General features: G+C 41.7%; 19 protein-coding genes. 6 read left to right on the top strand and 13 right to left on the bottom strand.

All coding sequences use genetic code 11. The features are described 5' to 3' along the window. Window positions 1–133 precede the first annotated feature (133 nt). Window positions 134–3,970, top strand: a complete 3,837-nt coding sequence (gene purL, locus J4G44_RS10820; RefSeq protein ID WP_207973645.1) for a phosphoribosylformylglycinamidine synthase — start codon at window positions 134–136, stop codon at window positions 3,968–3,970. A 26-nt stretch (window positions 3,971–3,996) separates the two neighbouring features. Here purL and J4G44_RS13615 read toward each other — a convergent pair whose 3' ends face one another. Continuing rightward, window positions 3,997–4,128, bottom strand: coding sequence for a hypothetical protein (locus J4G44_RS13615; protein WP_256732322.1), 132 nt, complete (start codon window positions 4,126–4,128; stop codon window positions 3,997–3,999). Window positions 4,129–4,179: 51 nt separating this feature from the next. Here J4G44_RS13615 and J4G44_RS10815 point away from each other — a divergent pair, with 51 nt between their 5' ends. Together J4G44_RS10815 and epmA are read left to right on the top strand one after the other, a co-directional pair. Further along, window positions 4,180–5,247: a 4-phosphoerythronate dehydrogenase gene (locus J4G44_RS10815; protein WP_004972744.1), complete on the top strand. Its 1,068-nt coding sequence runs from the start codon at window positions 4,180–4,182 to the stop codon at window positions 5,245–5,247. Then, window positions 5,244–6,224 (top strand): EF-P lysine aminoacylase EpmA, encoded by a 981-nt coding sequence (epmA, locus tag J4G44_RS10810; RefSeq protein WP_207973644.1) that lies wholly within the window; start codon window positions 5,244–5,246, stop codon window positions 6,222–6,224. The genes J4G44_RS10815 and epmA overlap by 4 nt, the downstream gene beginning before the upstream one ends. A gap of 170 nt (window positions 6,225–6,394) precedes the next feature. Here the strand turns inward: epmA and J4G44_RS10805 are convergent, their stop codons facing one another. From J4G44_RS10805 to ahcY, 6 genes are all read right to left on the bottom strand, one after another. Continuing rightward, the gene (locus J4G44_RS10805) at window positions 6,395–7,630 is read right to left on the bottom strand and encodes a multifunctional CCA addition/repair protein (RefSeq protein ID WP_004972751.1); all 1,236 of its coding nucleotides are present in this window, start codon (window positions 7,628–7,630) and stop codon (window positions 6,395–6,397) included. Window positions 7,631–7,720: 90 nt separating this feature from the next. Beyond that, window positions 7,721–10,000, bottom strand: a complete 2,280-nt coding sequence (locus tag J4G44_RS10800) for an NADP-dependent malic enzyme (RefSeq protein WP_004972754.1) — start codon at window positions 9,998–10,000, stop codon at window positions 7,721–7,723. Window positions 10,001–10,139: 139 nt separating this feature from the next. Next, window positions 10,140–13,016, bottom strand: coding sequence for an EAL domain-containing protein (locus J4G44_RS10795; RefSeq protein WP_180061152.1), 2,877 nt, complete (start codon window positions 13,014–13,016; stop codon window positions 10,140–10,142). Between the two features lie 186 nt (window positions 13,017–13,202). Then, the gene (locus J4G44_RS10790) at window positions 13,203–13,919 is read right to left on the bottom strand and encodes a 16S rRNA (uracil(1498)-N(3))-methyltransferase (protein WP_004972758.1); all 717 of its coding nucleotides are present in this window, start codon (window positions 13,917–13,919) and stop codon (window positions 13,203–13,205) included. A gap of 41 nt (window positions 13,920–13,960) precedes the next feature. Next, complete coding sequence (metF, locus tag J4G44_RS10785; RefSeq protein ID WP_004972760.1) at window positions 13,961–14,797, bottom strand: methylenetetrahydrofolate reductase [NAD(P)H]; 837 nt, start codon at window positions 14,795–14,797, stop codon at window positions 13,961–13,963. Window positions 14,798–14,980: 183 nt separating this feature from the next. After that, complete coding sequence (ahcY, locus tag J4G44_RS10780) at window positions 14,981–16,363, bottom strand: adenosylhomocysteinase (protein ID WP_004972762.1); 1,383 nt, start codon at window positions 16,361–16,363, stop codon at window positions 14,981–14,983. 220 nt (window positions 16,364–16,583) lie between these two features. On the opposite strand from ahcY, the gene J4G44_RS10775 reads away from it, so the two are divergent. Further along, window positions 16,584–17,090: a cysteine peptidase family C39 domain-containing protein gene (locus J4G44_RS10775; protein ID WP_096902396.1), complete on the top strand. Its 507-nt coding sequence runs from the start codon at window positions 16,584–16,586 to the stop codon at window positions 17,088–17,090. Window positions 17,091–17,180: 90 nt separating this feature from the next. On the opposite strand, the gene J4G44_RS10770 is transcribed toward J4G44_RS10775, so the two are convergent. Further along, window positions 17,181–17,693, bottom strand: a complete 513-nt coding sequence (locus J4G44_RS10770; protein WP_004972766.1) for a tetratricopeptide repeat protein — start codon at window positions 17,691–17,693, stop codon at window positions 17,181–17,183. A 205-nt stretch (window positions 17,694–17,898) separates the two neighbouring features. On the opposite strand from J4G44_RS10770, the gene J4G44_RS10765 reads away from it, so the two are divergent. Beyond that, entirely contained in the window at window positions 17,899–18,159 is a 261-nt protein-coding gene (locus J4G44_RS10765) for a hypothetical protein (RefSeq protein ID WP_004972768.1), read from the top strand. A 77-nt stretch (window positions 18,160–18,236) separates the two neighbouring features. On the opposite strand, the gene J4G44_RS10760 is transcribed toward J4G44_RS10765, so the two are convergent. Then, the gene (locus tag J4G44_RS10760) at window positions 18,237–18,623 is read right to left on the bottom strand and encodes a carboxymuconolactone decarboxylase family protein (RefSeq protein ID WP_004972770.1); all 387 of its coding nucleotides are present in this window, start codon (window positions 18,621–18,623) and stop codon (window positions 18,237–18,239) included. Between the two features lie 211 nt (window positions 18,624–18,834). Beyond that, a complete protein-coding gene (gene lipA / locus J4G44_RS10755) occupies window positions 18,835–19,848 on the bottom strand; it encodes a lipoyl synthase (RefSeq protein WP_096902386.1) in 1,014 nt (337 codons plus the stop codon). A 287-nt stretch (window positions 19,849–20,135) separates the two neighbouring features. Between lipA and sthA the strand changes: the two genes are divergently transcribed. Next, on the top strand, window positions 20,136–21,551 hold the full coding sequence (sthA, locus tag J4G44_RS10750; RefSeq protein ID WP_042068765.1) for a Si-specific NAD(P)(+) transhydrogenase: 1,416 nt from the start codon (window positions 20,136–20,138) through the stop codon (window positions 21,549–21,551). A 131-nt stretch (window positions 21,552–21,682) separates the two neighbouring features. On the opposite strand, the gene J4G44_RS10745 is transcribed toward sthA, so the two are convergent. From J4G44_RS10745 to J4G44_RS10735, 3 genes are all read right to left on the bottom strand, one after another. Continuing rightward, window positions 21,683–22,108, bottom strand: a complete 426-nt coding sequence (locus tag J4G44_RS10745; protein WP_136144686.1) for a VOC family protein — start codon at window positions 22,106–22,108, stop codon at window positions 21,683–21,685. Window positions 22,109–22,302: 194 nt separating this feature from the next. Beyond that, window positions 22,303–23,514, bottom strand: a complete 1,212-nt coding sequence (locus tag J4G44_RS10740) for an MFS transporter (RefSeq protein WP_207973643.1) — start codon at window positions 23,512–23,514, stop codon at window positions 22,303–22,305. 194 nt (window positions 23,515–23,708) lie between these two features. Then, on the bottom strand, window positions 23,709–24,761 hold the full coding sequence (locus tag J4G44_RS10735; RefSeq protein ID WP_207973642.1) for an OmpW/AlkL family protein: 1,053 nt from the start codon (window positions 24,759–24,761) through the stop codon (window positions 23,709–23,711). Between the last annotated feature and the right edge of the window lie 34 nt (window positions 24,762–24,795).

Here is a 24,795-nt window from a genome sequence, read left to right as displayed (position 1 = left end):
TTTTACTGCCGAAACGCGCCAAGAAAACCATTTTCCATCTAGCTGATTATGGCATTTCACAGTAGAATATGCGCTCTCTTCAAGTCACATTGTGGCATGGTCCAAAAGATCAGCCCGTGGAGCCAAAATCAGCATGTTTATCGTTGCCGGTGCACCTGCACATTCATCTTTTAAGAAAACTCAACTCTTAAACCGTTTAGCGTCAATGAGTTCTGTTCAATCTTTCGATAGCCAATGGGTTTATTTATTTGACCAAGCGCTCGACGAGCAACAACAGCAATCTGCTTTACAGCTTTTAAACGATGGTGCATCTTTTGAATTACGCCAAGCTGCAAGTGATGAAGTTCAAATTTTAGTGACACCACGTGTGGGCACAATTTCTCCTTGGTCATCAAAAGCAACCGATATTTTTGCCAACTGTAATACGCCTGTACACCGCCTAGAACGCGGTGTTTTGTTTACCTTAAAAGGTATTGCAGACGTTTCAAATGAAGCAAAACAAGTATTGCATGACCGCATGACCGAAAGTGTGTTTAACCACATTGATGATGCAGCAGCGTTATTTGTTGAAACTGAACCAAAGCCTTTAAATAGCATTGATATTTTGGGTGAAGGCAAAGCGGCATTGGTAAAAGCCAACAGTGAGTTTGGTTTTGCCTTATCTGATGAAGAAATTGACTATTTAACTGAAGCATTTATCAAGTTAGGCCGTAATCCGCATGACATCGAATTGATGATGTTTGCACAAGCCAACTCTGAGCACTGCCGTCACAAAATCTTTGGTTCTGAATGGACAATTGATGGCGAAGTACAGCCATTATCATTGTTCCAAATGATCAAAAATACTTATAAAGAATCACCAACAGACGTATTGTCGGCTTACAAAGACAACGCTTCGGTGATTGTTGGTTTTGATACGCAGCGTTTCTATCCGAAAAAAGATGCTGCAACAGGTCACTACGTTTATAAATATAAGAGCCAAGCTGCCCACATTCTTATGAAAGTGGAAACACACAACCACCCAACTGCAATTGCACCATTTGCAGGTGCTGCGACAGGTTCGGGTGGTGAAATCCGTGATGAAGGCGCGACAGGTCGTGGTGGTAAACCAAAAGCAGGTTTAACAGGCTTTACAGTATCGAATTTAAATATTCCTGGTTTTGAACAGCCTTGGGAAGAAAACTATGGCAAGCCTTCACGTATGGCATCGCCATTACAAATTATGATTGAAGGCCCATTGGGCGGTGCAGCGTTTAACAACGAATTTGGTCGTCCTGCGTTAAATGGTTACTTCCGTACTTTCGAGCAAAACGTGAATGGTGAAGTAAAAGGCTTCCATAAACCAATCATGATTGCAGGTGGTTACGGCAACATTCGTCCAGACCATGTCGAAAAAGACCCAATTCAGCCAGGCGATTTATTAATCGTTTTAGGCGGCCCTGCGATGTTGATCGGTTTAGGCGGTGGCGCTGCATCTTCTGTAGATAGCGGAACCATGGGTGAAAATCTTGACTTCGCTTCAGTACAACGTGAAAACCCAGAAATGGAACGCCGTTGCCAAGAAGTGATTGATACATGCTGGCGTTTGGAAGATGCTAACCCAATCGTATCAGTGCATGACGTGGGTGCAGGTGGTATTTCGAACGCAATGCCTGAGTTGGTGAATGATCACGAACTAGGTGCTGTACTTGATTTGCGTAAGATTCCATCTTTAGAACCAGGCATGTCACCAATGGAAATTTGGTCAAACGAAGCGCAAGAGCGTTATGTATTGGCCATCCGTCCAAGTTCTTTAGAATTATTTGAATCAATCTGTGCGCGTGAGCGTTGTCCGTTTGCAGTATTGGGTGAAGCGACAGAAGCGCGTCATTTAACGGTTGAAGATCCACTGTTCAATAACAAAGCTGTAGATATGCCAATGCAGGTCTTGTTAGGTGGTACGCCACGCATGAGCCGTTCTTATGAAAGCATTGAGCGTCAAGGTGATGATTTTGATGCAGCTCAAGTTACTGATCTGAAAGATGCGATTTACCGTGTCATCAAGAATCCAACTGTTGCGTCCAAATCATTCCTAATCACGATTGGTGACCGTTCAATTACAGGTATGGTTGCACGTGATCAGTTGGTTGGCCCATGGCAGGTGCCTGTTGCAGATGCAGCAGTAACCACTACCAGCTTGCAAGGCTTTACAGGTGAAGCAATGGCGATGGGTGAACGTCCACCTGTAGCTTTATTAAACCCTGCAGCATCTGCGCGTTTGGCAGTGGCAGAATCTATTTCCAATATCATGTCAGCCAAAATTGACCAGATCAGCGACATTAAATTATCTGCAAACTGGATGGCAGCAGCAGGTCAAAAAGGCGAAGACCAAGCTTTGTTTGAAGGTGTAAAAGCCATTGGTATGGAAATGTGTCCTGCGCTAGGAATTGCAATTCCAGTAGGTAAAGACTCATTGTCTATGCGTACCACTTGGAATGACGAAGGTGTTGATAAATCTGTAACTTCACCAATGTCAGGTGTAATTACTGCATTTGCACCAGTGACCGATGTACGTAAAACACTAACCCCTGAATTGAAAAATACCGATTCAGTATTGGTACGTATTGACTTGTCTAAAGGTCAGTTCCGTTTAGGCGGTTCAATTTTAGCGCAAGTGTATAAAGCTATTGGTTCAGTAACACCAGATGTCGATAACTTTGACGAATTCAAAGCATTCTTTGCTTTGGTACAAGACTGGAATAACCGTGGCTTGATTCAAGCTTATCACGACATTGGTGATGGTGGTTTATTGGCAACTGTAACAGAAATGATGTTCGCTTCACGTTTAGGTGTGGCGTTAGAAGATCAATCTGTTGCGGCATTGTTTGCTGAAGAAATTGGTGCAGTACTACAAATCTCTAAAGCAGACTGGGCTAACTTAGCTGCTGAAGTTGCTGCATCTACTTTGAAAGATGCGATTTCGGTAGCCGGTACAGTTAATAGCACAGACCAACTTGCTGTAAATGGCTTGGTGCTTGAACGTGCCGATTTGCAAGCGGCTTGGAGTGAAGTATCACACCAAATCCAGCGTTTACGTGACAACTCAGAAACTGCTGATCAAGAATTTGCTTTGATCACAGACAAAAACCACAAAGGCTTAATTGCTCAACCGACATTTGACTTAAATGAGCCAGTTGAAGCGCCATACATCAACACACGTCGTCCTAACATGGTGATTTTACGTGAACAAGGCGTAAACGGTCATGTAGAAATGGCGGCAGCATTTGACAAAGTCGGCTTTAACACCGTTGACGTACACATGAGTGACTTGCTTGCAGGGCGTGTCGATTTAGACGACTTTGAAGGCTTAGTGGCGTGTGGTGGTTTCTCTTACGGTGACGTATTAGGTGCTGGCGGTGGCTGGGCGAAGTCAGTCTTGTTCAACCCGAAATTACGCGACCAGTTTGAGAAATTCTTTAACCGTCAAGAAACGTTCTCACTGGGTATCTGTAACGGTTGTCAAATGTTGTCACAATTAGCACCACTCATTCCAGGTGCAGAAGCGTGGCCACGTTTCCATCGCAATACTTCAGAAGTGTTTGAAGCGCGTAGCGTTAACGTCCGTGTGGAAAAATCAAACTCTGTATTATTGCAAGATATGGAAGGCTCGATTTTACCAATCGCAGTGGCACATGGTGAAGGTTGCGTCGTTGCACCAGAAGCTAATTTGGCAGCCTTGAACGCAGGCAACCAAGTGATTTTACGTTATGTCGATAGCCACGGAAATGCGACTCAACATTATCCAATGAACCCGAATGGTTCGCCAGAAGGTATTTCAGGCGTAACTTCAAAAGATGGTCGTGCAACAATTATGATGCCGCACCCTGAACGTAATTTCCGTGCGCTTCAACATTCTTGGAAACCTGAAGAATGGACTGAAGATGGTGCATGGTTACGTATGTTCCGCAATGCGCGTAAATTTATTGGTTAAGATTTAACTCGCTTAATCTATAGCAGTCAGCCACCTTCGGGTGGCTGATTTTTTTGCTGTGAATATGCAACTTTTATATAGACGTGCATGTTTCCACCTAAATGAATCGTCGGCTTGCTGTTCAACAATTCTGCATTAATCTCAACAATCATAGTCATCCTAGACAACTCAAGCTATCATAAACAAGCAAACACACATGGGATGGCGTTATGAAAATCATTGCAGATGAAAATCTGGCATATACCGATTATTTCTTTGCAGATTTGGCAGAAATAGAGCACAAGGCTGGACGCCGTCTAACGCATCAAGATGTGCAAGATGCTGATGCGCTGCTAGTTCGTTCCGTCACCCAAGTGAATGCAGCATTGATTCAACAGACCGCGCTTCAATTTATTGGCAGCGCGACCATTGGCACAGACCACCTTGATATCCCAGCCATCGAGCAGCAGGGCATTGCATGGTCAAATGCGGCAGGTTGTAATGCGCAGGCGGTGAGTGAGTATGTGATTACCGCATTGCTTCATCTCGAGCCTGAATTACTACATGCCAATCAAAACTTTAAACTTGGCATTATTGGACTGGGCAATGTCGGCTCGCGCTTGGTCAAAATGGCACAATTATTAGGTTGGGATGTCATCGCATACGATCCATTTGTGCAGTTGCCCAATGTGCAGCAATGTGACTTAGATGCACTATTACAACAGGCAGATGCAATTTCCATTCATGTGCCATTAACAGAAACTGGTGAACATCCTACTCATCATTTAATTAATGCAGCGCGTTTGGCATGTATGAAGCCTCAAGCCATTCTGATTAATTCAGCGCGTGGGCCAGTGGTAGAAGAAGCGGCTTTAATGCAGGATATTCAACATACTCAGCGTTTAGTGGTATTAGATGTTTTTGAATATGAACCTGAAATCTCTGCAGAATTATTAGATTTGCTTGCTTTGGCAACCCCGCATATTGCAGGGTATAGCCTAGAAGGCAAGGCACGCGGCACACAAATGATTTATCAGGCTTTTTGTGAAAATTTTGGTTTAGATGCCACAAAACAATTTGAAACTCAATTGCCAAGCTGCGCGCAATATTTCAAAACCCAAGATTTGAAAAATAGTCTGCATGCACATTTAAGTCAAATTTATGATATTGCACAGGATGATGCCAATTTACGTGCCTGTGTCAAAGCGGGCAAAGTTGAGCAGCAGGCTTTTGATCATTTAAGAAAAACCTATCCTCTGCGTCGTGAATGGGCAGCACACGGAGGCCCGCAAGCATGAGTTCAAATCTCCAATATCAACCAACTTGCGACTTAAACAGCATGCGCGCACGTGCACAATTGTATGCACAAATACGCCATTTTTTTGCGGAACGTGAAGTACTTGAAGTTGAAACGCCAATTTTGTCACAGGCAGGAGTGACAGATGTGCATTTGGCTTCAGTGCAAGCACAGCGCCATGTGCAGGGCAAATTGCATACGCACTATTTACAGACCTCACCTGAATTTGCCATGAAGCGTTTATTGGCCAGTGGTAGTGGTGCTATTTATCAAATTTGCAAAGTCTTTCGTGATGATGAGCATGGACGTAAACACAACAGCGAATTTACCATGTTGGAATGGTATCGTCCCGAATTTAGCCTGAAAGAGCTTATGTTTGAGGTGACAGATTTACTTAATCTGACGTTAAAACAACGCTTTGGCGAAGTACGTCCAACAGTGTTGAGTTATAAACACGCATTTATGGATCGTTTGGATTTAAATCCTTTACAGGCAAGTCTGCAACAATTGAAAGACTGCTGTCATCGTGTGGGTTCGCATCTGGATTTGGGTGATGACCGTCTAGGCTACATCGACCTATTGTTTTCACATTTTGTAGAACCAAGTTTGGGCTTTGATGCTCCTGTATTTTTAACCGATTTTCCACCTGAATTAGCATCTTTGGCTAAAACCAGAACAGATGATGATGGGGAATTGGTCGCAGCCCGTTTTGAGCTATATATCGAAGGTTTAGAGCTTGCCAATGCCTATGATGAATTGATTGATGCTACTGTGCTGCGTTCTCGTTTTGAAGCCGATAATGCAGAACGCGCACAACTTGGTTTACATGTGATGCCAATTGATGAATATTTATTGGCTGCGTTGCCGAACATGCCTGAATGTTCAGGTATCGCCTTGGGCATAGATCGCTTATTGATGATTGCAACTGAGCAGATGCGTTTAGAGCAAGTGATTAGCTTTCCTGCGCAGCTTGCCTAAAAGCAAAAGACAGTTTCTTATTTCAAGAAGGATTTATTTGAGCTAAAAAGCCGTAGCTTCTATATTTTAGAAGATTACGGCTTTTCGATCAGAAATTTAGGCTGACTTAAATAGGTTAAGAATGATAGATCAAAGAGCGCATGTAATGACGTTCTATAGACTTAAATAGCCTAAGCAGTAGCAGCCAAGTGACGTGCCTTTAATTGCTCAATCGCTTTAATGCGTCGTTCAATCAGCATTTCACCAATATCGGGGCCTTGGACATCGGCAGGTAAGTCTTGCGCCTTAATGCTGCGTACCACTTGAATCGCTTCCAAAATATAGCTCGCTTGCGGATAGTCACGATCTTCCAAACCTAAACGCCCACGAGAGTCACATTCACAGGCTTGTACAAAGGCTTCTACACGCTCAGGACGACGCAAGACATCCAAACGCTGTAATAAGCGCCATAACGTGCCAGGCTTTAAGCTCAATGCTTGGTGGCATTTTAAATGCTCTTTACATACAGCAAGTGCAAGTTGTTTGGTATTGGTCGGTACGCGCAGGCGTTCACACACTTCCGTTACAGGTCGAATCCCACGTTCTTCATGCATAATGTGCCGTGGTAATTCATCGGCAGGGGTCAAGGCCTTGCCTAAATCATGCAATAACACTGCAAAGCGTACATCGAGTGAGTAATTGGCACGACAGGCTTGTTGTAGTGACATCATGGTGTGCACACCACTGTCAATTTCAGGGTGATATTCAGGACGCTGTGGAATACCGAATAAAGCATCTAATTCAGGAAATAAAACTTTTAAAGCACCACAGGCACGCAACGTTTCAAAATAAACATCGGCACGTGCTTCCATTAAGGCGCGTGAAGTTTCTTTCCACACGCGTTCAGGTGTCAGCGCGTGTAACTCACCAGATTCTGCCAATTCTTGCATTAATAACAAGGTTTCAGGGGCAACCACAAAGCCTAAAGCATGATAACGTGCCGCAAAACGGGCAATGCGCAGTACTCGTAACGGGTCTTCTACAAATGCATTGGATACATGGCGCAGCACTTTATTGCACAAATCTTGCTGTCCACCGTAAGGGTCATAAACATTGCCATCGCTATCCATTGCCATGGCGTTAATGGTTAAGTCACGGCGGATTAAATCTTCTTCTAGAGTCACGCTTGGGTCGGTATGAAATTCAAAACCGTGATAACCATGTCCAGATTTGCGCTCTGTACGAGCAAGTGCATATTCATCTTTGGTTTCAGGATGAAGAAAAACAGGGAAATCTTTGCCCACAGGTTGAAAACCTTGAGCCAAAAGTTGTTCGGGCGTTGCGCCAACGACAACATAATCTTTTTCGTGATAGGGATGCCCGAGTAAGTGATCTCGAACTGCACCGCCTACTAAATAAACTTGCATGAAAAAACCTCTATTCTTCAAGCAATCATGCTACAGAATAGAGGTTTTCTCAAGTCTATAATTCTGAGTCAGTCACTCAGAAATATAGGTTTATGCTTTAACTTGTGCTGTTTGTTGAATTTCAGCAACAGTGAGGGCAGTCATATTCACAACACGACGTGTCGTTGCAGTCGGAGTCAAAATATGTACAGGTTTTGCTGCACCTAACAAGATAGGGCCAATCGTAACATTGTTACCTGAAGTCGATTTCAACAAGTTAAATGAAATATTGGCAGCATCTAAGTTCGGCATAATCAACAAGTTTGCAGAACCTTTGAAGCGTGAGTTCGGGAAAGCAAAATGACGGATATTTTCGTCTAATGCTGCATCACCGTGCATTTCACCTTCAACTTCAAGCTCAGGTGCAATCTCACTCAAGATTTCAAAGACTTTACGCATTTTTTGTGCGCTAGAGTCTTGTTGGTCAGAACCAAAACTTGAGTGAGAAAGTAGAGCAACGCGTGGTGTCATACCAAAACGGCGTACTTCTTCAGCCGCTAAAAGTGTCATTTCAGCCAACTGTTCAGCAGTTGGGTTTGTGTTGACATAAGTGTCGGCAATGAACAAGTTGCGATCTTCAAGCATCAATGCGTTAAGGGTAAAGAAGTTAGTACGACCTTCTTTTAGACCAATCACATTTTTTACGAAATCAAGGTGAATGTCGTAGCTTGAATAAGTACCACATAACATACCATCGGCTAAACCATGCTTCACTAACATTGCTGCAATGAGGGTAGAGCGACGACGTGCTTCACGCTGCGCGTATTCAGGTGTAACGCCTTTACGCTGCATGATGGTGTAGTAATCATCTGCAAATTTTTCGTAGTTAGGGTTGTTTTCCTGGTCTACTATTTCCATATTCACGCCATGTTCAAGACGTAAACCTAACTTTTTGATGTTCGCTTCAATTACTGAGGTACGACCTACAAGGATTGGTTTAGCCAAGCCTTCATCCACTGCAATTTGTACTGCGCGAAGGACGCGTAAGTCTTCACCTTCTGCATAAGCAATACGTTTAGGATCAGTTTTTGCTTGAGCAAAAATAGGCTTCATCATAAATGCCGAGTTATATACAAACTCAGACAAACGCTGACGGTATGCAGAGAAGTCTTGAATTGGACGACTTGCTACACCTGAATCCATTGCTGCCTGAGCAACTGCAGGTGCAATTTCAAGAATTAAACGCTGATCAAGTGGGCGTGGAATTAAATAGTCACGACCAAATGATGCAGATTTTTCACCATAAGTTGCTGCATCTGCTTCAATGTGTGCCATGCGTGCAATTGCGTGTACACAAGCAATTTTCATTTCTTCGTTGATGGTAGTTGCGCCAACATCTAATGCACCACGGAAAATATACGGGAAGCAAAGTGCGTTGTTAACTTGGTTCGGATAATCCGAACGACCTGTTGCCATAATCACATCTGGACGTACTTCATGCGCATGTTCAGGCAAGATTTCTGGGTCTGGGTTAGCCAAAGCAAAGATAATTGGATTTTCAGCCATTTCTTTGACCATAGCTTTGGTCAAGATACCCGCTGCAGAAAGACCAAGGAACATATCCGCACCGCTAATTACATCAGCAAGTTGCGTTCCTTCAATGTCTTGCATATAGCGTTTTTTCGAGTCATCCAAACCTTCACGTTTGGTGGTGATTAGACCACGCGAATCCGCAACAATGATATTTTCTTTTTTCGCGCCCAATGCACATAACAGGTCTAAACAAGACAGTGCGGCTGCACCTGCACCTGAAGCAACGATTTTGATTTCTTCAATTTTCTTGCCGTTAAGTAACAAGGCATTGAGTAGGGCAGAACCTACAATGATTGACGTACCGTGTTGGTCATCGTGGAACACAGGAATATTCATGCGTTCACGAAGTTTTTGCTCAATGTAGAAACATTCTGGCGCCTTGATGTCTTCAAGGTTGATACCACCAAAAGTTGGTTCTAATGCTGCAACAATATCTACAATTTTGTCTGGATCATTTTCAGCAATTTCGATGTCAAATACATCGACACCAGCAAACTTTTTAAAGAGTACGCCTTTACCTTCCATCACAGGTTTAGACGCCAAAGGACCGATATTACCTAAACCTAATACTGCTGTACCGTTACTAACGACAGCAACCAAGTTACCGCGAGCGGTATAAAGTGCAGCTGTTGAAGGATCACGTTCAATCTCTAAACATGGTGCTGCGACACCTGGTGAGTAAGCGAGCGCTAAGTCACGTTGGTTGACCAGCTGCTTACTTGGAGTAACGCTGATTTTTCCTGGTGTTGGAAATTCGTGATAGTAAAGTGCCTGCTGTTTTAATGATTGATCGTCCATCTGAATCTCGTGTGTGACAAGTTGGCCAGCGATGCTGGTGGTTTTTTTATGAATCTTATCGAATATACCATTACTTGCCCCCTTAGCACAGACGTCACTGTTTATTTTTAGAACAAACTTAGAGCTTTTGGGTCTAGTTTCAGATTAAGGAGCGATAAGCGCGCGATACTAAATTGGCTTTTAGAAATTGGGTCGCTTCACTTTCAGGCAAAGGCCTAGAGAATAAATATCCCTGAGCAATATCACAATTTAAATTCTGCAAATATTGCAGTTGTTGCTCAGTTTCAATCCCCTCAGCCACCACGCTCATGCCCATGGCTTTGCCCATAGCAATCATGGCACTAACAATGGCTTCTTGTTTGGTATTTCCAATTTTAGAAACAAAGCTACGGTCTATTTTTAAACTGTCAATTGGGAAGTCTGTTAAGTAAGAAAGTGAAGAATAGCCTGTACCAAAATCATCTAAGGCGATATGAATATCACGTTGTTTAATTTCATCTAATAAAGACTTCACGGTTGTGGAGTTTTCCACTAAAGAGGATTCGGTAATTTCTAATTCTAAGCTTGCACCTGAAATTTGATAGGTATTAATCGCATCATCTAAATCTTGCAGCAATTGACCACGTTGCAGTTGTTGTGCAACTACATTAACCGATACTTGGATATGATCAAAACCTAACAGATTCCATTCACGAATTTGCTTGGCAGTTTGTTGAATTACAACCCGACCAATATCGGAAATTAAACTGGTTTGTTCTGCAATAGGAATAAATAGGTTGGGTGGAATAATGCCTTTGGTTGGATGCTGCCAGCGCACCAATGCTTCAAACCCGATCACCTGATAATTATGGAAATCAATTTTAGGTTGATAATATACAATTAATTCATCATTTTTAATGGCTTGGCGTAAGTCACGCTCTAAATGTACATCCTGCTCTAGCAGTTTGGTGTTGTCTAAAGTGTAATATTTAATGGTATTGCCACCTAAACGCTTAGCCTCAGACAAGGCTTGTTCAGCACAATTATTTAGATAATCCAACTGGCGTCCATGTTCAGGATAGAGGGAAACCCCCATCGATAGGGTAATAATATGTTCTTGTCCCTGTACATTAAACGGCAAATTAAAGGCTTTGGTGATACGTTCACAGTGCTCTTCGATTGAAGGGCGAATATGAGAAATTTCATAAACAATTGCAAAATCATCGCCATTTAAGTGTGCAACAAACAGCGCTTCGGCATTGGTGATACGTAAACGCTGCGCCACTTGGCGGAGTAATTCATCGCCACCATTATTGCTTAAATATTCGTTTAAAGGTCTGAAACGGTCAATATTGAGTCGAATGACCGCCAATTGCTGCAATGAATCTTGCTGTGAAATAAGATATTGATGTAGTTGATAATTATAATAAAAACGATTGGGGAGATCGGTCAGCGCATCATAATTTTCTAAATAGGATAAACGCTGTTCTTGTAGTTTATGTTCGGTTAAATCAGACACAATTCCAATATAATTAATAATACGGTTTTGCTCATCTTTGACTGCATTGATATGCATACGAACTTCTAATTCTTTTCCTGAGCGGAATTTTATATTCCTTTCAGTATGATATTCACCCTTGCTGAGTAATTGTTGAACAATTTCCTCTTGTGTCATGCGTGGATTTGCTTTGTTGGATTTGACTAAATCAAACAGATATTTACCTATAATATGGTCACGTTGAAATCCACTCATTTGTGCATAGAATGGATTGCTTTCAATATAGCGCAGGTTTTCATCTAAAATAAAAATACCTTCAGCTGCTTGTTCAAGTACGCTAGCAGTGAGTTTTAAGCGTTCTTGTGCAATCCGTTCTTGGTGAATGTCACGGCGAACCCCGACCATGCGTAAAGGTTTATTGGTGACAGGATCACGCTCAATTACCCGCCCAATATCTTGCACCCAATACCATTGACCTGAATTATGTTGAATGCGATAAGTGGCTTGATAGCGTTCTGTCTGACCACGTAAATGCTCTTTCATGGTTTGATGAAGGTGTGCAATATCATCACGGTGAATTAATTGCTGTAATTTATTCAGATGCTTTTTGGAATTTTTTAAACGAGTTTGCTGTGAGCCAGTGCCAAAGACAATGCTTCTTTCTCGGATATTCCAGTCCCACGCTTTAATACCTGCGGCTTCATGTGCCAAAATTAAACTATGTTGTTGATTGATTAAGTGTAGATGGGTTTGTTCTAAGTCAAAGGTACGTTCTCTAATTTTTTGTTCCAGCATTTGATTGTTAAATTGCAGTTGTAATTCAATATCTTTAGATTTGTTCATTTCCACTTGCAATTGTTGGCGGAGTTGATCTGTCCAGCCGACTTGTTGCTCTGCGGCTTTTTTGAGTTGGTCGTTCTTAAAATAGACGCTCGATAAACGACGATGCATGTGCATTGAAGTATTGGCACAAATCAGTAAGGTAATTAAGGCAAAATTTGTCGCGAGAAAAAAGAAAGCGGAAGTTTCGGAGTGAACTAAAAACTGTGCGGCAATATAGGGTGTGATCACTGGAATGAATACCCAGCAAAAATAACTCAAGCGCTGCGTTAAAAAGGTGAGGGCAAAGGTTTGACTCACAATAATTAATAAGGTCGCTAAAATAATCGCTTCATAGTTGCTCAGTTCAGGGTTTTGCTGAGGTAAAAAGTAATACAGTAAACTTACCCCAACCGCGATTGCTGTTCCGATCAAGAAACACACCAATTTTAACCAACGATGTGCTTGTTGGAGTTGATATTGTCCCACTTTAAAGTGAATTGCTGTGAGCAGTAAACACGAACCAATGGTCAGTTCAGTGAGAATAAACCAGATATTGAAGTAAGGTGATGAATGTGAGAAAGAAATTTGATAAATAAAAAACACATACAGGCAAACAATCAGGATGCTGACCAAAAAGAATCGAATAAGCCGAATGGTATTGGTGATTTGCGCAGCATCTAAGTATTGCTGCAACAATTCATCTTGAGCGTCTGACATACTTCCCCAAAATCTAGTTAAATGATTCCATCATTTATATTTTTAAATAACATCACTTTCATGCATAAAATATTGCTGTTTTGTGTTTAAATTTTATGCAAATTTTTTAATATATTGTTCGAGATTAATCCTGTACTTTATAAATTGCAATGTTATTGGCAATCGATTTCTGTAAAAACGGATAAATTACTCGGCCAAGCGATAATTTAAGAGAGCTAAAGCAACCACAGGTGCGGTTTCAGTGCGTAATACCCGAGTACCAATACACCAGTTTTGAAAGCCAACCGCATTGGCAGCGCTAATTTCTGTTTCGCTTAAACCACCTTCAGGCCCAATTAATAAAGCCAAATCTTTACTGACATTGTTTAGCACATCTACTTGATCTTTATTCGGTGCTAACACTAATTTGGTGGTAGGAAGGTCACTATTCAGCCAGTCCTCTAAACGTAGTGGGGCTAAAATTTTCGGTACGATATTCATGCCACATTGTTCACAGGCTGCAATGGCAATGCCTTGCCAATGATCTAATTTTTTTTGATCGCGGTCATATTTTAAGCGCATTTCACAGCGTTCAGAGGTGAGCAACTGAATGTTAGTCACGCCAAGCTCTACCGCTTTTTGAATCGCATAATCCATACGATCGCCTTTGCTCATTACTTGTCCTAATAAGGCGCTAAAGCTTGGGATGCGATTGTCTGGATTAAAACTTTTAATCTGCACTTGCGCTGTTTTTTTGGTAACTTCAACCAGTTCCACTTCATATTCACCACCTTGCCCATTGAACAAGGTGGCGGTTTCACCGACTTGTGCGCGTAGTACTTTCACCCAGTGATGAAATACTGTTTCAGTCAGTTCAACTTGCGTATCTACTGCTAATTCAGCCTCAATATAAAAACGGGGCATAGGGATTACTCGTTCAAGTCAATAAATATGAAAAATACAGCTTAAGCCAAACCAAGATCTGTCACTAATTGACGAGTCGGTTCGGTGTTGTTCATGGTGTAAAAATGCAAACTTGGTGCACCACCTGCAATCAGGCGTTCGCACAGTTTAATAATCACTTCATGACCAAAGGCTTTGATTGAAGCTGTGTCATCACCATAGGTTGCTAATTGCTTACGAATCCAGCGTGGAATTTCTGCACCTGTACCATCTGCAAAGCGAATTAAATTGCTGGCATTGGTAATCGGCATAATGCCAGGCGCAACAGGAATATTCACACCTTGCTTTTGAATACGTTCTACAAAGTAAAAGTACGCATCTGGATTAAAAAAGAACTGGGTGATGGCAGCATTGGCACCAGCATTTACTTTGGTGACAAAGTTTTTAATGTCTTGATCAAAGTGGTCTGCTTGTGGATGCATTTCAGGATAAGCCGCAACTTCAATGTGAAAATGATCACCTGAATGTTCACGAATAAAACGCACCAAGTCAGACGCATACGGCAATTCGCCTAAACCAACTTGACCTGAAGGTAAATCACCACGCAAAGCCACAATGCGGTCAATGCCTTGTGCTTTATAAATATCAAGCAATTCAGCAATACGCGCTTTGTCATCACCAATACAAGACAGGTGCGGCGCTACAGGTGTGCCTTTGCCATTGAAGTCGCTAATGGTCGATAAAGTACGTTCACGAGTAGAACCACCTGCACCATAAGTGATAGAAAAAAACTCTGGATTTAAAAGTTGTAATTCTTGATGCACAACTTTGAGTTTTTCTGCACCTACATCGGTTTTAGATGGGAAAAATTCAAATGAAATAGGAACTTGTTTGGTCATGATTAAATCCTTGCTATAAATACTTATTTATATTTTTTCACCTCTCCTAAATCCTCTCTTGCGCTGGGTTTAAAAGCAGTGCTTTAAACTTGCTCAGGAGAGGACTTACCCTCGAATACATTCATTAAACAATGAATCATTCCCTCTCCCTATGAGAGAGGGTTAGGGAGAAGGATTAAAAACTTAGTATTTATAAGCATCCGATTTAAACGGACCTTCAACAGCTACACCTAAGTAGTCCGCTTGTACTTGAGTCAATTGTGTTAATACACCACCAAAACCAGCAACCATTGCAGCAGCAACTTCTTCGTCTAGTTTTTTCGGTAAGATTTCAACACGAATTGCCGCTTGTTTTTGATCGGCAGGAAGATCGGCAAATTTCTCTGCAAATAAGTGCATTTGTGCCAATACTTGGTTAGCAAATGAACCATCCATAATACGTGATGGGTGACCTGTTGCGTTACCCAAGTTCACTAAACGACCTTCAGAAAGCAAGATTAAATAATCGTTTTCGTTTTCTGAACGATACACTTGGTGTACTTGTGGCTTCACTTCAACCCACTTATAACCACGTAAGTAGTTGGTGTCGATTTCAGTATCGAAGTGACCAATGTTGCATACAACAGCGCCTGCTTTAAGTGTATCTAGCATTGCTGCGTCACACACGTGATAGTTACCTGTTGTAGTCACAATCAAGTCAGTATTTTCTAAAAGCTCTAGGTTCACGTCTGCTTTATTGCCTGTTTGTACGCCATTCTTGTACGGAGATACAACTTCGTAACCATCCATACATGCTTGCATTGCACAAATTGGGTCAATTTCAGAAACACGAACAATCATGCCTTCTTGACGTAAAGATTGTGCAGAACCTTTACCTACATCACCATAACCAATAACCAATGCACGACGACCAGACAATAACATGTCTGTACCACGTTTAATCGCATCGTTGAGTGAGTGACGGCAACCGTATTTATTGTCGTTTTTAGATTTAGTCACAGAGTCGTTGACGTTAATTGCAGGCACTTTTAAAGAACCATCTTTCCACATTTCAATTAGACGTTGTACGCCCGTAGTGGTTTCTTCAGTAATGCCGTGAATGCGCTCTAATAATGCAGGATATTTTTCGTGAACAAGTGCAGTTAAGTCACCGCCATCGTCCAAAATCATGTTGGCATCCCATGGTGTGCCATTTACATTAATTTGTTGTTCAAGACACCATACATATTCTTCTTCAGTTTCGCCTTTCCAAGCAAAAACAGGCACACCTGAAGCAGCAATTGCTGCAGCAGCGTGGTCTTGAGTAGAGAAGATGTTACAAGAAGTCCAACGAACTTCTGCGCCCAATTCAACTAGCGTTTCAATTAAAACAGCAGTTTGAATGGTCATGTGGATACAGCCGAGAATTTTCGCGCCTGCAAGAGGTTTTGCAGCTGAGTAGCGCTTACGCAAACCCATAAGGGCTGGCATTTCTGCTTCTGCAAGTTTGATTTCTTTACGACCAAAATCAGCTAGTGTGATATCGGCAACTTTATAATCTGTAAATGAAGCATTAACCGCGTTCATCACGATCTCCTTATAAAAAACAATTGATCATTCAGTTCGCGGATGCCGTTTCTTGCATAGCAAACGCATTGCTATGCTGGTCGAGCCTGGCGATTTTACGTTTCGTGCCTGTAAAACGTCGCAGCATCCCTCGACTAGCGCGATATTGTACTTGGAAATTGATTCAGTTCCAATCATGTTTTGTTTATTATCACTACAAACATATTTTTGAGATTGAATGATGGCTTTAGAGCTTCCTCAAGAGTTGGCAAATTTAGAAGCCAACGGCGGGATTTACGCAGTGTGGATGTTGCTACGACACTTAGGAATTGATGCCGATATTCAACAATTGATTGAAGTGTGTGGTTATACGCCAGAGCAGGGCACAACCACAATTGGCTTGGCTGTTGGACTGAAAAAGTTTGGCTTTAATGTGCAGTTTTATACTGACCCTGACCCAGATTTACAAGATGCAGAAAAGTTAAGTTATGCCGAAGCTAAACAGCTTAAATTGCCTGTATTGGCGGCAATCGGCTATCAGCAAATTCAGCACGCATTTGATGAAAATAAATTTATAATTGTCTATTACGACACTTTAGAAGGCGTGGGCAATCACTCATTGCTATATTCAATTGATGATGCTGAAATTTGTTTCTTTGACAGTTTTGAGCCGATGCCTGCGGCTGTGTTTGAACAACAGCGTCAGCAAGAGGGCATTTGCAGACAAGTAATTGTGGTCGAAGTCTAAGTGTTATTCAAAGTCTAAGCTTTATTCAATGACGATTCGAGTCATGCAAAAAATTGTCTAGCCCATCAATTGATTGGCTAGACAAAGGGATTACTCCGCTGCGTCTGCTTTTTGTGTCCAATATTCAGCTTTATTTTCGTCAGCATCTACACCCAAAGCATTTGCATAAATAAAAGCAAGGTCACGCATGGCTTGTACTTCGCCCAATTCTGCTGCTTGCTGTACCAATGCCACAGAGCGAGCGACATCTTGTTCAACCACATCACCACGACGGTAGTAGCCTGCCAACTCTAAAATAGCGGCAGGGTGTTGTGCATCACTGGCTTTTTTGAGCCAGACAAAAGCATCTTCAAAATGTTGTTTGGCATCTTCAGGGTCATCTTCTAGAACATCTTTGGCATATACGGTATAGCCTTCACCAAGCCAATACATGGCTTCGATATGTCCGTTTGCGGCAGCTTTGAGCGCCCATTGTTCGGCAAGTTCAATATCTTCATTAAAATCGCTTTGCATATACAGCACCGCCATTTCAAATTGGGCATCGGCTTGTCCTGCAATGGCGCGGTTCATTAGCGCAGGGGAGATTGAAACAGATTCTGACATAATGTCATCCAGCAAAATTACAACATAAGATTGTGCGATAGCCTAAAAGGTCTGCTGGGAAAAAGCCATCTTCGGTGTGATTTTTTTAAAAAATTAGGGTTAATTGATCATGCGTTTATGCAGACAATAACAAAAAATCACTTGAGCCATATCGTCAAGTTTCAATATGCTGAATGTTAAACATGGTCATAATGAGAACAATAAGATGGCAAATTTTTTAACTGCTGAACAAGCAAAAGTTTATTCAGATCATGCCAAGCTAGATATTGAATTATATAAGCAGCGTTTGGCGTCTTTAATCGAAGAGAATGCCAAGCAGGGCAATACCGCAGTTTTTACTGTGCTGCCAAAACATTTACCTTTAGAAGATATTCGAAATTTATCGGCACAGCTGACTGATTTGGGTTATCAGGTGCGCTTTGAGTTAAATGAGTTCTTTTATAGCTTTAATGTGTATTGGATTTAAAACTCAACTCTACCGACATTTCACCAAATAGTTTTAGTGAAATGTCGAGCGTTTATATTTTTTGATTTAGATTGCGTTTAAGTATTTGCAGTATGTTCTGCCAAAACTTCCAACGCTGCGCGAAAAGCTTCCTGAGTTGCAGGTGCGCCACAATAAGGCAAGCTGTGTAACAAGACTTCCTGAATTTCTTCGACACTTGCCCCGTTATTTAGCGCACCACGAATATGTCCTTTAAGCTCTGTCGGGCTTTTTAAAGCAGTTAAAAAGGCGATAGTAATTAAGGAACGATATTTGCGTGGTAACACACCTTCACGTTGCCAAGTTGAACCCCATGCATGTTCATTAATCCAGTCCTGCAAAGGTTGGGTAAATGGTACAGTGTTGTCCTGTGCGCGTTTTACAAAGCTTTCGCCCATGACTTCAGTGCGAACTTTTAAGCCATTGTCATAGTCTTGTTGTGACATTTTACTATCCCTGTTTTATTGTTTGAGCTCGGTGTATAGATTAAGTGCATAGATTAACAATTTATGGCGATGACACCATGCGCACTTGGTCGTAGACCATCAAAAAATATTCACATCTATCTATTTTTAATATATCCACAAGGTATAAAAAACCCCGAACATAAAGTCGGGGCTGTTTTAGCTTTATCGCAAATTTTGAAATAAGCGAGTGTTAAGCTTCAATGGTTTGCACGCTAATTTTTTTAGCAGGGTCGGCTTTACGACGTACTGTTGGTACAGGTTCACCATAATATTGACGGTCTGCAAAATAACTTGAACGTACCATTGGCGCAGCCCAAATATTTTTAAAACCTAACTTTTGACCATGCGCTGTATAACGCTCAAATTCTTCAGGTGTTACAAAGCGGTCAATTGGCGCATGTTCTTTAGATGGCTGTAAATATTGACCAATGGTCACATAATCTACATCGTGCGCTTTAAGATCATCTAACAGTGCAATAACTTCTTCTTCAGATTCTCCAATACCTACCATCAAACCGCATTTGGTTGGAATATCTGGGCAATATTCTTTAAACATTTTCAGCAAGTTCAAAGAGTGCTGATAGTCTGAACCCGGACGCATGGCTTTATATAAGCGTGGCACAGTTTCAATGTTGTGGTTAAAAACATCTGGCGGACATTCGGTCATAATGCGTAGTGCAATATCCATACGACCACGGAAGTCTGGCACCAAAATTTCTAACAACGTATTTGGGCTTAAAGAGCGGGCTTCTTTAATACAATCGACAAAATGTTGTGCACCACCATCTAACAAGTCATCACGGTCTACAGAGGTGATCACGGCATATTTTAAGCCTAAGTTGGCAATGGTTTCTGCCATGTGACGAGGTTCTTCAGGATCTAGTGCATTTGGACGACCATGCGCAACATCACAGAACGGGCAGCGACGGGTACAAATATCACCCATGATCATAAAGGTTGCTGTACCACCACCAAAGCATTCTGGAAGGTTTGGACAAGCGGCTTCTTCACAAACGGTGTGCAATTTTTGCTGACGCAAAGTGGTTTTAATACGTTGAACTTCTTCTGGTGCCGTCATTTTGACCCGAATCCAGTCAGGTTTACGAGGCGTTTCAACCGTAGGAACAACTTTTACAGGAATACGTGCGACTTTTTCAGCACCACGAAGTTTGACACCCTGTTCTGGTTTACGGTTTGCAGACATATTCAACTTTTCCACTGTTTTTGAAAGGGGAGAGATTTAGTGTAGGCTAGATTTTACGTGAAATAGAGTCTGATTAAACCGAATCTAAGTGCAAAAGTAAAATGTCACCTTAACTTCATCATAAGACGGTTATTATAACGAAATTGTGCTTAAATTGGGTAAAAACGATATTCATATAAAAAATGTGGTTATCACGTAATATATGCACAGTAAATACAGAAAATTCAAAAGATTTACGTCATAATATAGCCCATTGAAAAGACAGATTTAAAGAAAAGGAGCGTTGAATGCCACGTAAAAAAGAGGTCGTTAGTGGAACTTTCGTGAAGTACGATGCGGTTGTTCTCGGTTCAGGCCCTGCGGGTGAAGGCGCGGCAATGAAACTTGCCAAATCAGGTAAGCGTGTTGCGATTGTAGATGTTCGTGAGCAGCTTGGCGGTAACTGTACCCATGTGGGTACCATTCCAAGTAAAGCATTGCGTCAGACAGTGTCGAATATTATCCGTTATCGCCGTGACCCAATGTTTAAAAAAATGGGCGATTGGCGTCAGTTCACCATGAAGCAAGTGTTGCAAAGTGCGCATAAAGTTATTCAGCAGCAAGTTGAAACGCACTCTCGCTTTTATGACCGTAATGAAATTGCGATTTATCATGGTCGTGCTTATATCCAAGATAAAAATACGGTCTTGGTATTTGGTGCAGATGGCATTAAAGAAACCATTATGTGTCAGCAAATTGTGATAGCGACAGGTAGCCGTCCATATCGTCCAGAAATGTTGGATTTCAACCATCCACGTGTATTTGATTCAGACAAAATTTTGGATTTGGATTTCTCGATTCAAAAAATTATTATTTATGGCGCGGGTGTGATTGGTTGTGAATATGCATCCATCTTCATTGGTTTAGATCATAAAGTTGATTTGATTAATACTCAGCACAAATTGCTCAGCTATTTGGATGATGAAATTTCAGATGCCTTGTCATATCACTTGCGTGCGCAAGGGGTGCTGATTCGCCACAATGAGCAAATTGATCATTTAGAAACTTTTGATGATCACGTGGTTTTATATTTGCAAAGTGGCAAGAAAATCAAAGCCGATGCGATTTTGTGGTGTAACGGACGTTCAGGTAATACTGATGGTTTAGGTTTAGAAAACGTAGAACTTAAACCAAACAGCCGTGGTCAATTAACGGTGAATGATCAATATCAAACCGAAGTAGAGAATATTTATGCTGCGGGCGATGTGATTGGTTGGCCTTCGTTGGCATCTGCTGCCTATGACCAAGGTCGTTGCGCGGGTGCAAATATGAGCGGCGAAGAAAATGTTGCGCCTGTGACCGATATTCCAACAGGTATTTATACCATTCCAGAAATTTCTTCGATTGGTAAAACTGAGCAGGAATTGACGGAAGAAAAAATTCCTTATGAAGTTGGTCAGGCATCTTTCCGTCATTTAGCGCGTGCGCAAATTACGGGTGATACAGTGGGTGAATTGAAGATTTTATTCCACCGTGACACTTTAGAAGTATTGGGTGTGCATTGCTTTGGTAATAATGCGGCAGAAATTATCCACATTGGTCAGGCGGTGATGAACAGCCCGAACAATACCATTAAGTATTTTGTGGAAACCACATTCAACTATCCAACCATGGCGGAAGCGTATCGTGTGGCGACCTTGAATGGGATGAATCGTTTGTTTTAAGTGATTCTGCTGACTGTAAAATAGAAAATTTAAAACACCCCATAAGATCATTCTTGTGGGGTATTTTTTTATTGACTTGCTGTAAGGAAATTTATGCATTGAGGGAAAGTTGATTTGTGGAACATTGAGCGTTAAATATCAATTATGACTGATGCCGCACTGCGTGGCGTTTCGCCATGAAAGACAGCTTCAATATTGTTACCATCAGGATCAAGTACATAAGCTGCATAATAACCAGGATGATAAGCACGTTCATCAGGTTTGCCATTGCACTTGCCGCCATGTGCCAATGCTGCAAGATAGAAAGCATTGACCATTTCACGATTTTTAGCTTGAAAGGCGAGATGATGACGCCCAGTGAGTATGCCTTGTGCGGCAGGACTTTTTACTGAGGAGATAAAAAGTTCATCTGCCCAAAAGTGATCCTTGGCTGTTCCCATAACTGGAATATCCAACACTGCCAAGATGGCGGTATAAAATGCTCGACTTGCTTCAAGGTCACTCACCACAAGATGAATATGGTCAATCAGTCTTCCACGATGCAATTGAATCTGCATAAGACGCTCCATGTCTAAAGCGGAATTTTGAATAGCAAAATAGACTTAATATTTTAGAGATTGGGTTTTAATGCGCACAAAACGCCTGATTAAAATATTCGAATAGTTGTGGCGTTTGCATCCATAAAAAGATCGATAAGCCAAAAAGGGCAGTGATGGCAAGTGTGAGCAATACTTTAAAATTCAATAAAGAATTAATCATGAATGACGTGCTCCTCATCTACCCAAAAATGGACCAAGACCGCAAACGCACTTAAAGCAATAGAAACAATCCAGATTGCATTATAGTTACCTGTCAGATCGTGATTTAAACCGCCAAGCCATCCACCAAAAAATGAGCCGACTTGGTGTGTGAAAAACACAATGCCGCTGAGCATGGTCAGGTACTTAATCCCAAACATATTTGCCACAATACCATTGGTCAAAGGCACTGTAGATAACCACAATAAACCCATAATGATCCCGAATGCATAAATTGTCCAGATGCTTAAAGGCAGGATTAAAAAGGCGATAATGGCAATGCCGCGTAGTCCGTAAAGCCACATTAGCAAATGCGGTTTGGAATAGCGACCGCCTAACCAACCCGCCGTATAGGTGCCTACAATATTAAATAAGCCCACGAGTGCTAGAAAAACTGTGCCTGTGGTTGCATTAAAGCCATGATCAATTAAGTAGCTAGGTAAGTGAATCCCAATAAAAACCACTTGAAAGCCACAGACAAAAAAGCCCAAAGCTAAAAACCAAAAGGGTTTATGATTTTTGGCAATCACCAAAACCTGCTTAAAGCCTAAAGCGGGTTGGCTGACTGAACTTGCATTAGGGTTTTGATACATGGGTGCTTTGAGCATCCATGCCAAAGGAACAATCCAGGCAATTAAAATTGCACTGACAATTAATGCGCCCGACCAGCCCACATTTTGTAATAACAATAAGGTCGATGGCAACATAATAAATTGCCCAAACGAGCCTGCAGCACTGGCAATACCCATTGCAAGGCTACGCTTTTCTGGTGGAGCTGCACGACCCACTGCAGAAAGTAATACTGGGAATGATGTCGCAGAAAGAGCCAATCCTAAAATTAAACCCACACTTAAATTTAGCAATAACCCAGTCGAGCTGACGGCCATGAGCAATAAGCCGAGTGCATACAGTGCACCACCAACTGCAACTACAATTTTACTGCCGTATTTGTCTGCAAAAGCACCTGTGATGGGTTGGACTGCACCCCAAATCAGGTTTTGCATGGCAATGGCTAAACTAAAGACATTATGTCCCCAGCCAAATTCATGGCTCATAGGCACCAAATACAAACCAAATGCATGCCGAACCCCAAGCGATAATGCCAAAATAATGGCGCTTCCAATTAACATATAAATTAGAGGTTTGGAAAATTGAGCATTCGACATAAGGCATCCACGTATGGCTAACAGCTTGTTATGGTAATCGATTCAGCTCAAGAGCGCGATAAAATAAAATTCATCAAATGATAAAATTGAGTTATCAAGATAGAAGCGATTGCTTTAATTAAATAGTGTAAGAAAAAATAAGACGACCGTAGCCGTCTTAAATTTAGTTGAAAGTGGAAAAGTAAAATTAGAGCTTAAAAGCGCATCCCAAAACCTGCATATGCAATGATCGGATTCACTTCAATATCGGCTTTGGAGTGAATGAGTTCGCCGTGTTTAGCATCGGTCACAGTAATGGTGGTTTCGTTTTTAAGATGTGCATAAGATACAGAACCGACCGCAAACCATTTTTCATTAAAGTCGTAGGTAAAACCGACAGTGGCAACGGGCGCAAAGGCATCGGTGGCATCTAATTCAACTTTAGGATTGGCTGCACTTGGTGTGCCTTCTAAAGATGCGCCCGCTTTTCCTTCTTTAATATTGGCAATCATGTGACCTGCGGCAATCAGATCTTGTTCAGTGCGTGGGTTAATTTCTAATTCATTAAAATAAGCATACATTAACCCGACACCGACATAAGGACGGAATTTATTTACACCTGTTTTGCCAAAATGGTATTGAAACTCAAATGCAGGTGTCCAAGCACGGGCAGAAGCAGCAGGGCCATGTGCTGCTAAATCGGTAATGAGAATATCATTTTGTAATTCTAGCTCACCCAACGCACCGCCTAATGGACGTGCAATTGCGGAGAAGGGAGCATAAATTTTCCCTTTGCCTTGCAAATCAACTTTAGGTGGAATACCGCCTTTAACTTCAAAGGAAATATTATCGGTAAAGAAATAGTTGCTGATAATACCCAGTGTGGTGACATCATCTGCTTCTAAACCTGTGCCGGGATTATCCCATTGCTCCAAACCTGAAATTGTGGCTTGTCCACTCATGTTGGCAGGTACGGTAGGCAGTAAATTTAATGCTCCGCTTAATAATACGGGTGGCTCAAAACCGTCACGTAAATTATCTCTTACAGTTTGAGATTGAACCTCACCGACATCGGCTGTGTAGCCGTTGTGAATGGCTGTATTGACCCGAAAAGGTTGTGCTTTGCCTTGCGGCATAACGTGCAATGCTCCCACCGAGACAGAAAAGCGTTTAAAACCATCACCATCTTTTAAACTAAAATAAGGTGAGTTGGCATAACTGATGACTGGCAAACTACTCAGTGCCAAACAGCATAGTGTTTTTTTCATTGTGGAACTCCATGTCCAATTTTGCTTGTTGTTA

It is taken from the genome of Acinetobacter towneri (genome assembly GCF_017498585.1).
In the GTDB taxonomy this organism is placed as follows: domain Bacteria; phylum Pseudomonadota; class Gammaproteobacteria; order Pseudomonadales; family Moraxellaceae; genus Acinetobacter; species Acinetobacter towneri.
This window is presented reverse-complemented; position numbering and strand designations above follow the sequence as displayed.

Bases quoted from the DNA above. Each gene is read 5' to 3' on its own strand.
- J4G44_RS10770 (WP_004972766.1), bottom strand. From the start codon at position 17,693: ATGTCAGAATCTGTTTCAATCTCCCCTGCGCTAATGAACCGCGCCATT.
- J4G44_RS13615 (WP_256732322.1), bottom strand. From the start codon at position 4,128: ATGACTATGATTGTTGAGATTAATGCAGAATTGTTGAACAGCAAGCCG.
- J4G44_RS10765 (WP_004972768.1), top strand. From the start codon at position 17,899: ATGGCAAATTTTTTAACTGCTGAACAAGCAAAAGTTTATTCAGATCAT.
- ahcY (WP_004972762.1), bottom strand. From the start codon at position 16,363: ATGAACGCGGTTAATGCTTCATTTACAGATTATAAAGTTGCCGATATC.
- J4G44_RS10775 (WP_096902396.1), top strand. From the start codon at position 16,584: ATGGCTTTAGAGCTTCCTCAAGAGTTGGCAAATTTAGAAGCCAACGGC.
- J4G44_RS10815 (WP_004972744.1), top strand. From the start codon at position 4,180: ATGAAAATCATTGCAGATGAAAATCTGGCATATACCGATTATTTCTTT.
- lipA (WP_096902386.1), bottom strand. From the start codon at position 19,848: ATGTCTGCAAACCGTAAACCAGAACAGGGTGTCAAACTTCGTGGTGCT.
- J4G44_RS10805 (WP_004972751.1), bottom strand. From the start codon at position 7,630: ATGCAAGTTTATTTAGTAGGCGGTGCAGTTCGAGATCACTTACTCGGG.
- sthA (WP_042068765.1), top strand. From the start codon at position 20,136: ATGCCACGTAAAAAAGAGGTCGTTAGTGGAACTTTCGTGAAGTACGAT.
- J4G44_RS10795 (WP_180061152.1), bottom strand. From the start codon at position 13,016: ATGTCAGACGCTCAAGATGAATTGTTGCAGCAATACTTAGATGCTGCG.
- J4G44_RS10800 (WP_004972754.1), bottom strand. From the start codon at position 10,000: ATGGACGATCAATCATTAAAACAGCAGGCACTTTACTATCACGAATTT.
- epmA (WP_207973644.1), top strand. From the start codon at position 5,244: ATGAGTTCAAATCTCCAATATCAACCAACTTGCGACTTAAACAGCATG.
- metF (WP_004972760.1), bottom strand. From the start codon at position 14,797: ATGACCAAACAAGTTCCTATTTCATTTGAATTTTTCCCATCTAAAACC.
- J4G44_RS10760 (WP_004972770.1), bottom strand. From the start codon at position 18,623: ATGTCACAACAAGACTATGACAATGGCTTAAAAGTTCGCACTGAAGTC.
- J4G44_RS10735 (WP_207973642.1), bottom strand. From the start codon at position 24,761: ATGAAAAAAACACTATGCTGTTTGGCACTGAGTAGTTTGCCAGTCATC.
- J4G44_RS10745 (WP_136144686.1), bottom strand. From the start codon at position 22,108: ATGCAGATTCAATTGCATCGTGGAAGACTGATTGACCATATTCATCTT.
- J4G44_RS10740 (WP_207973643.1), bottom strand. From the start codon at position 23,514: ATGTCGAATGCTCAATTTTCCAAACCTCTAATTTATATGTTAATTGGA.
- J4G44_RS10790 (WP_004972758.1), bottom strand. From the start codon at position 13,919: ATGCCCCGTTTTTATATTGAGGCTGAATTAGCAGTAGATACGCAAGTT.
- purL (WP_207973645.1), top strand. From the start codon at position 134: ATGTTTATCGTTGCCGGTGCACCTGCACATTCATCTTTTAAGAAAACT.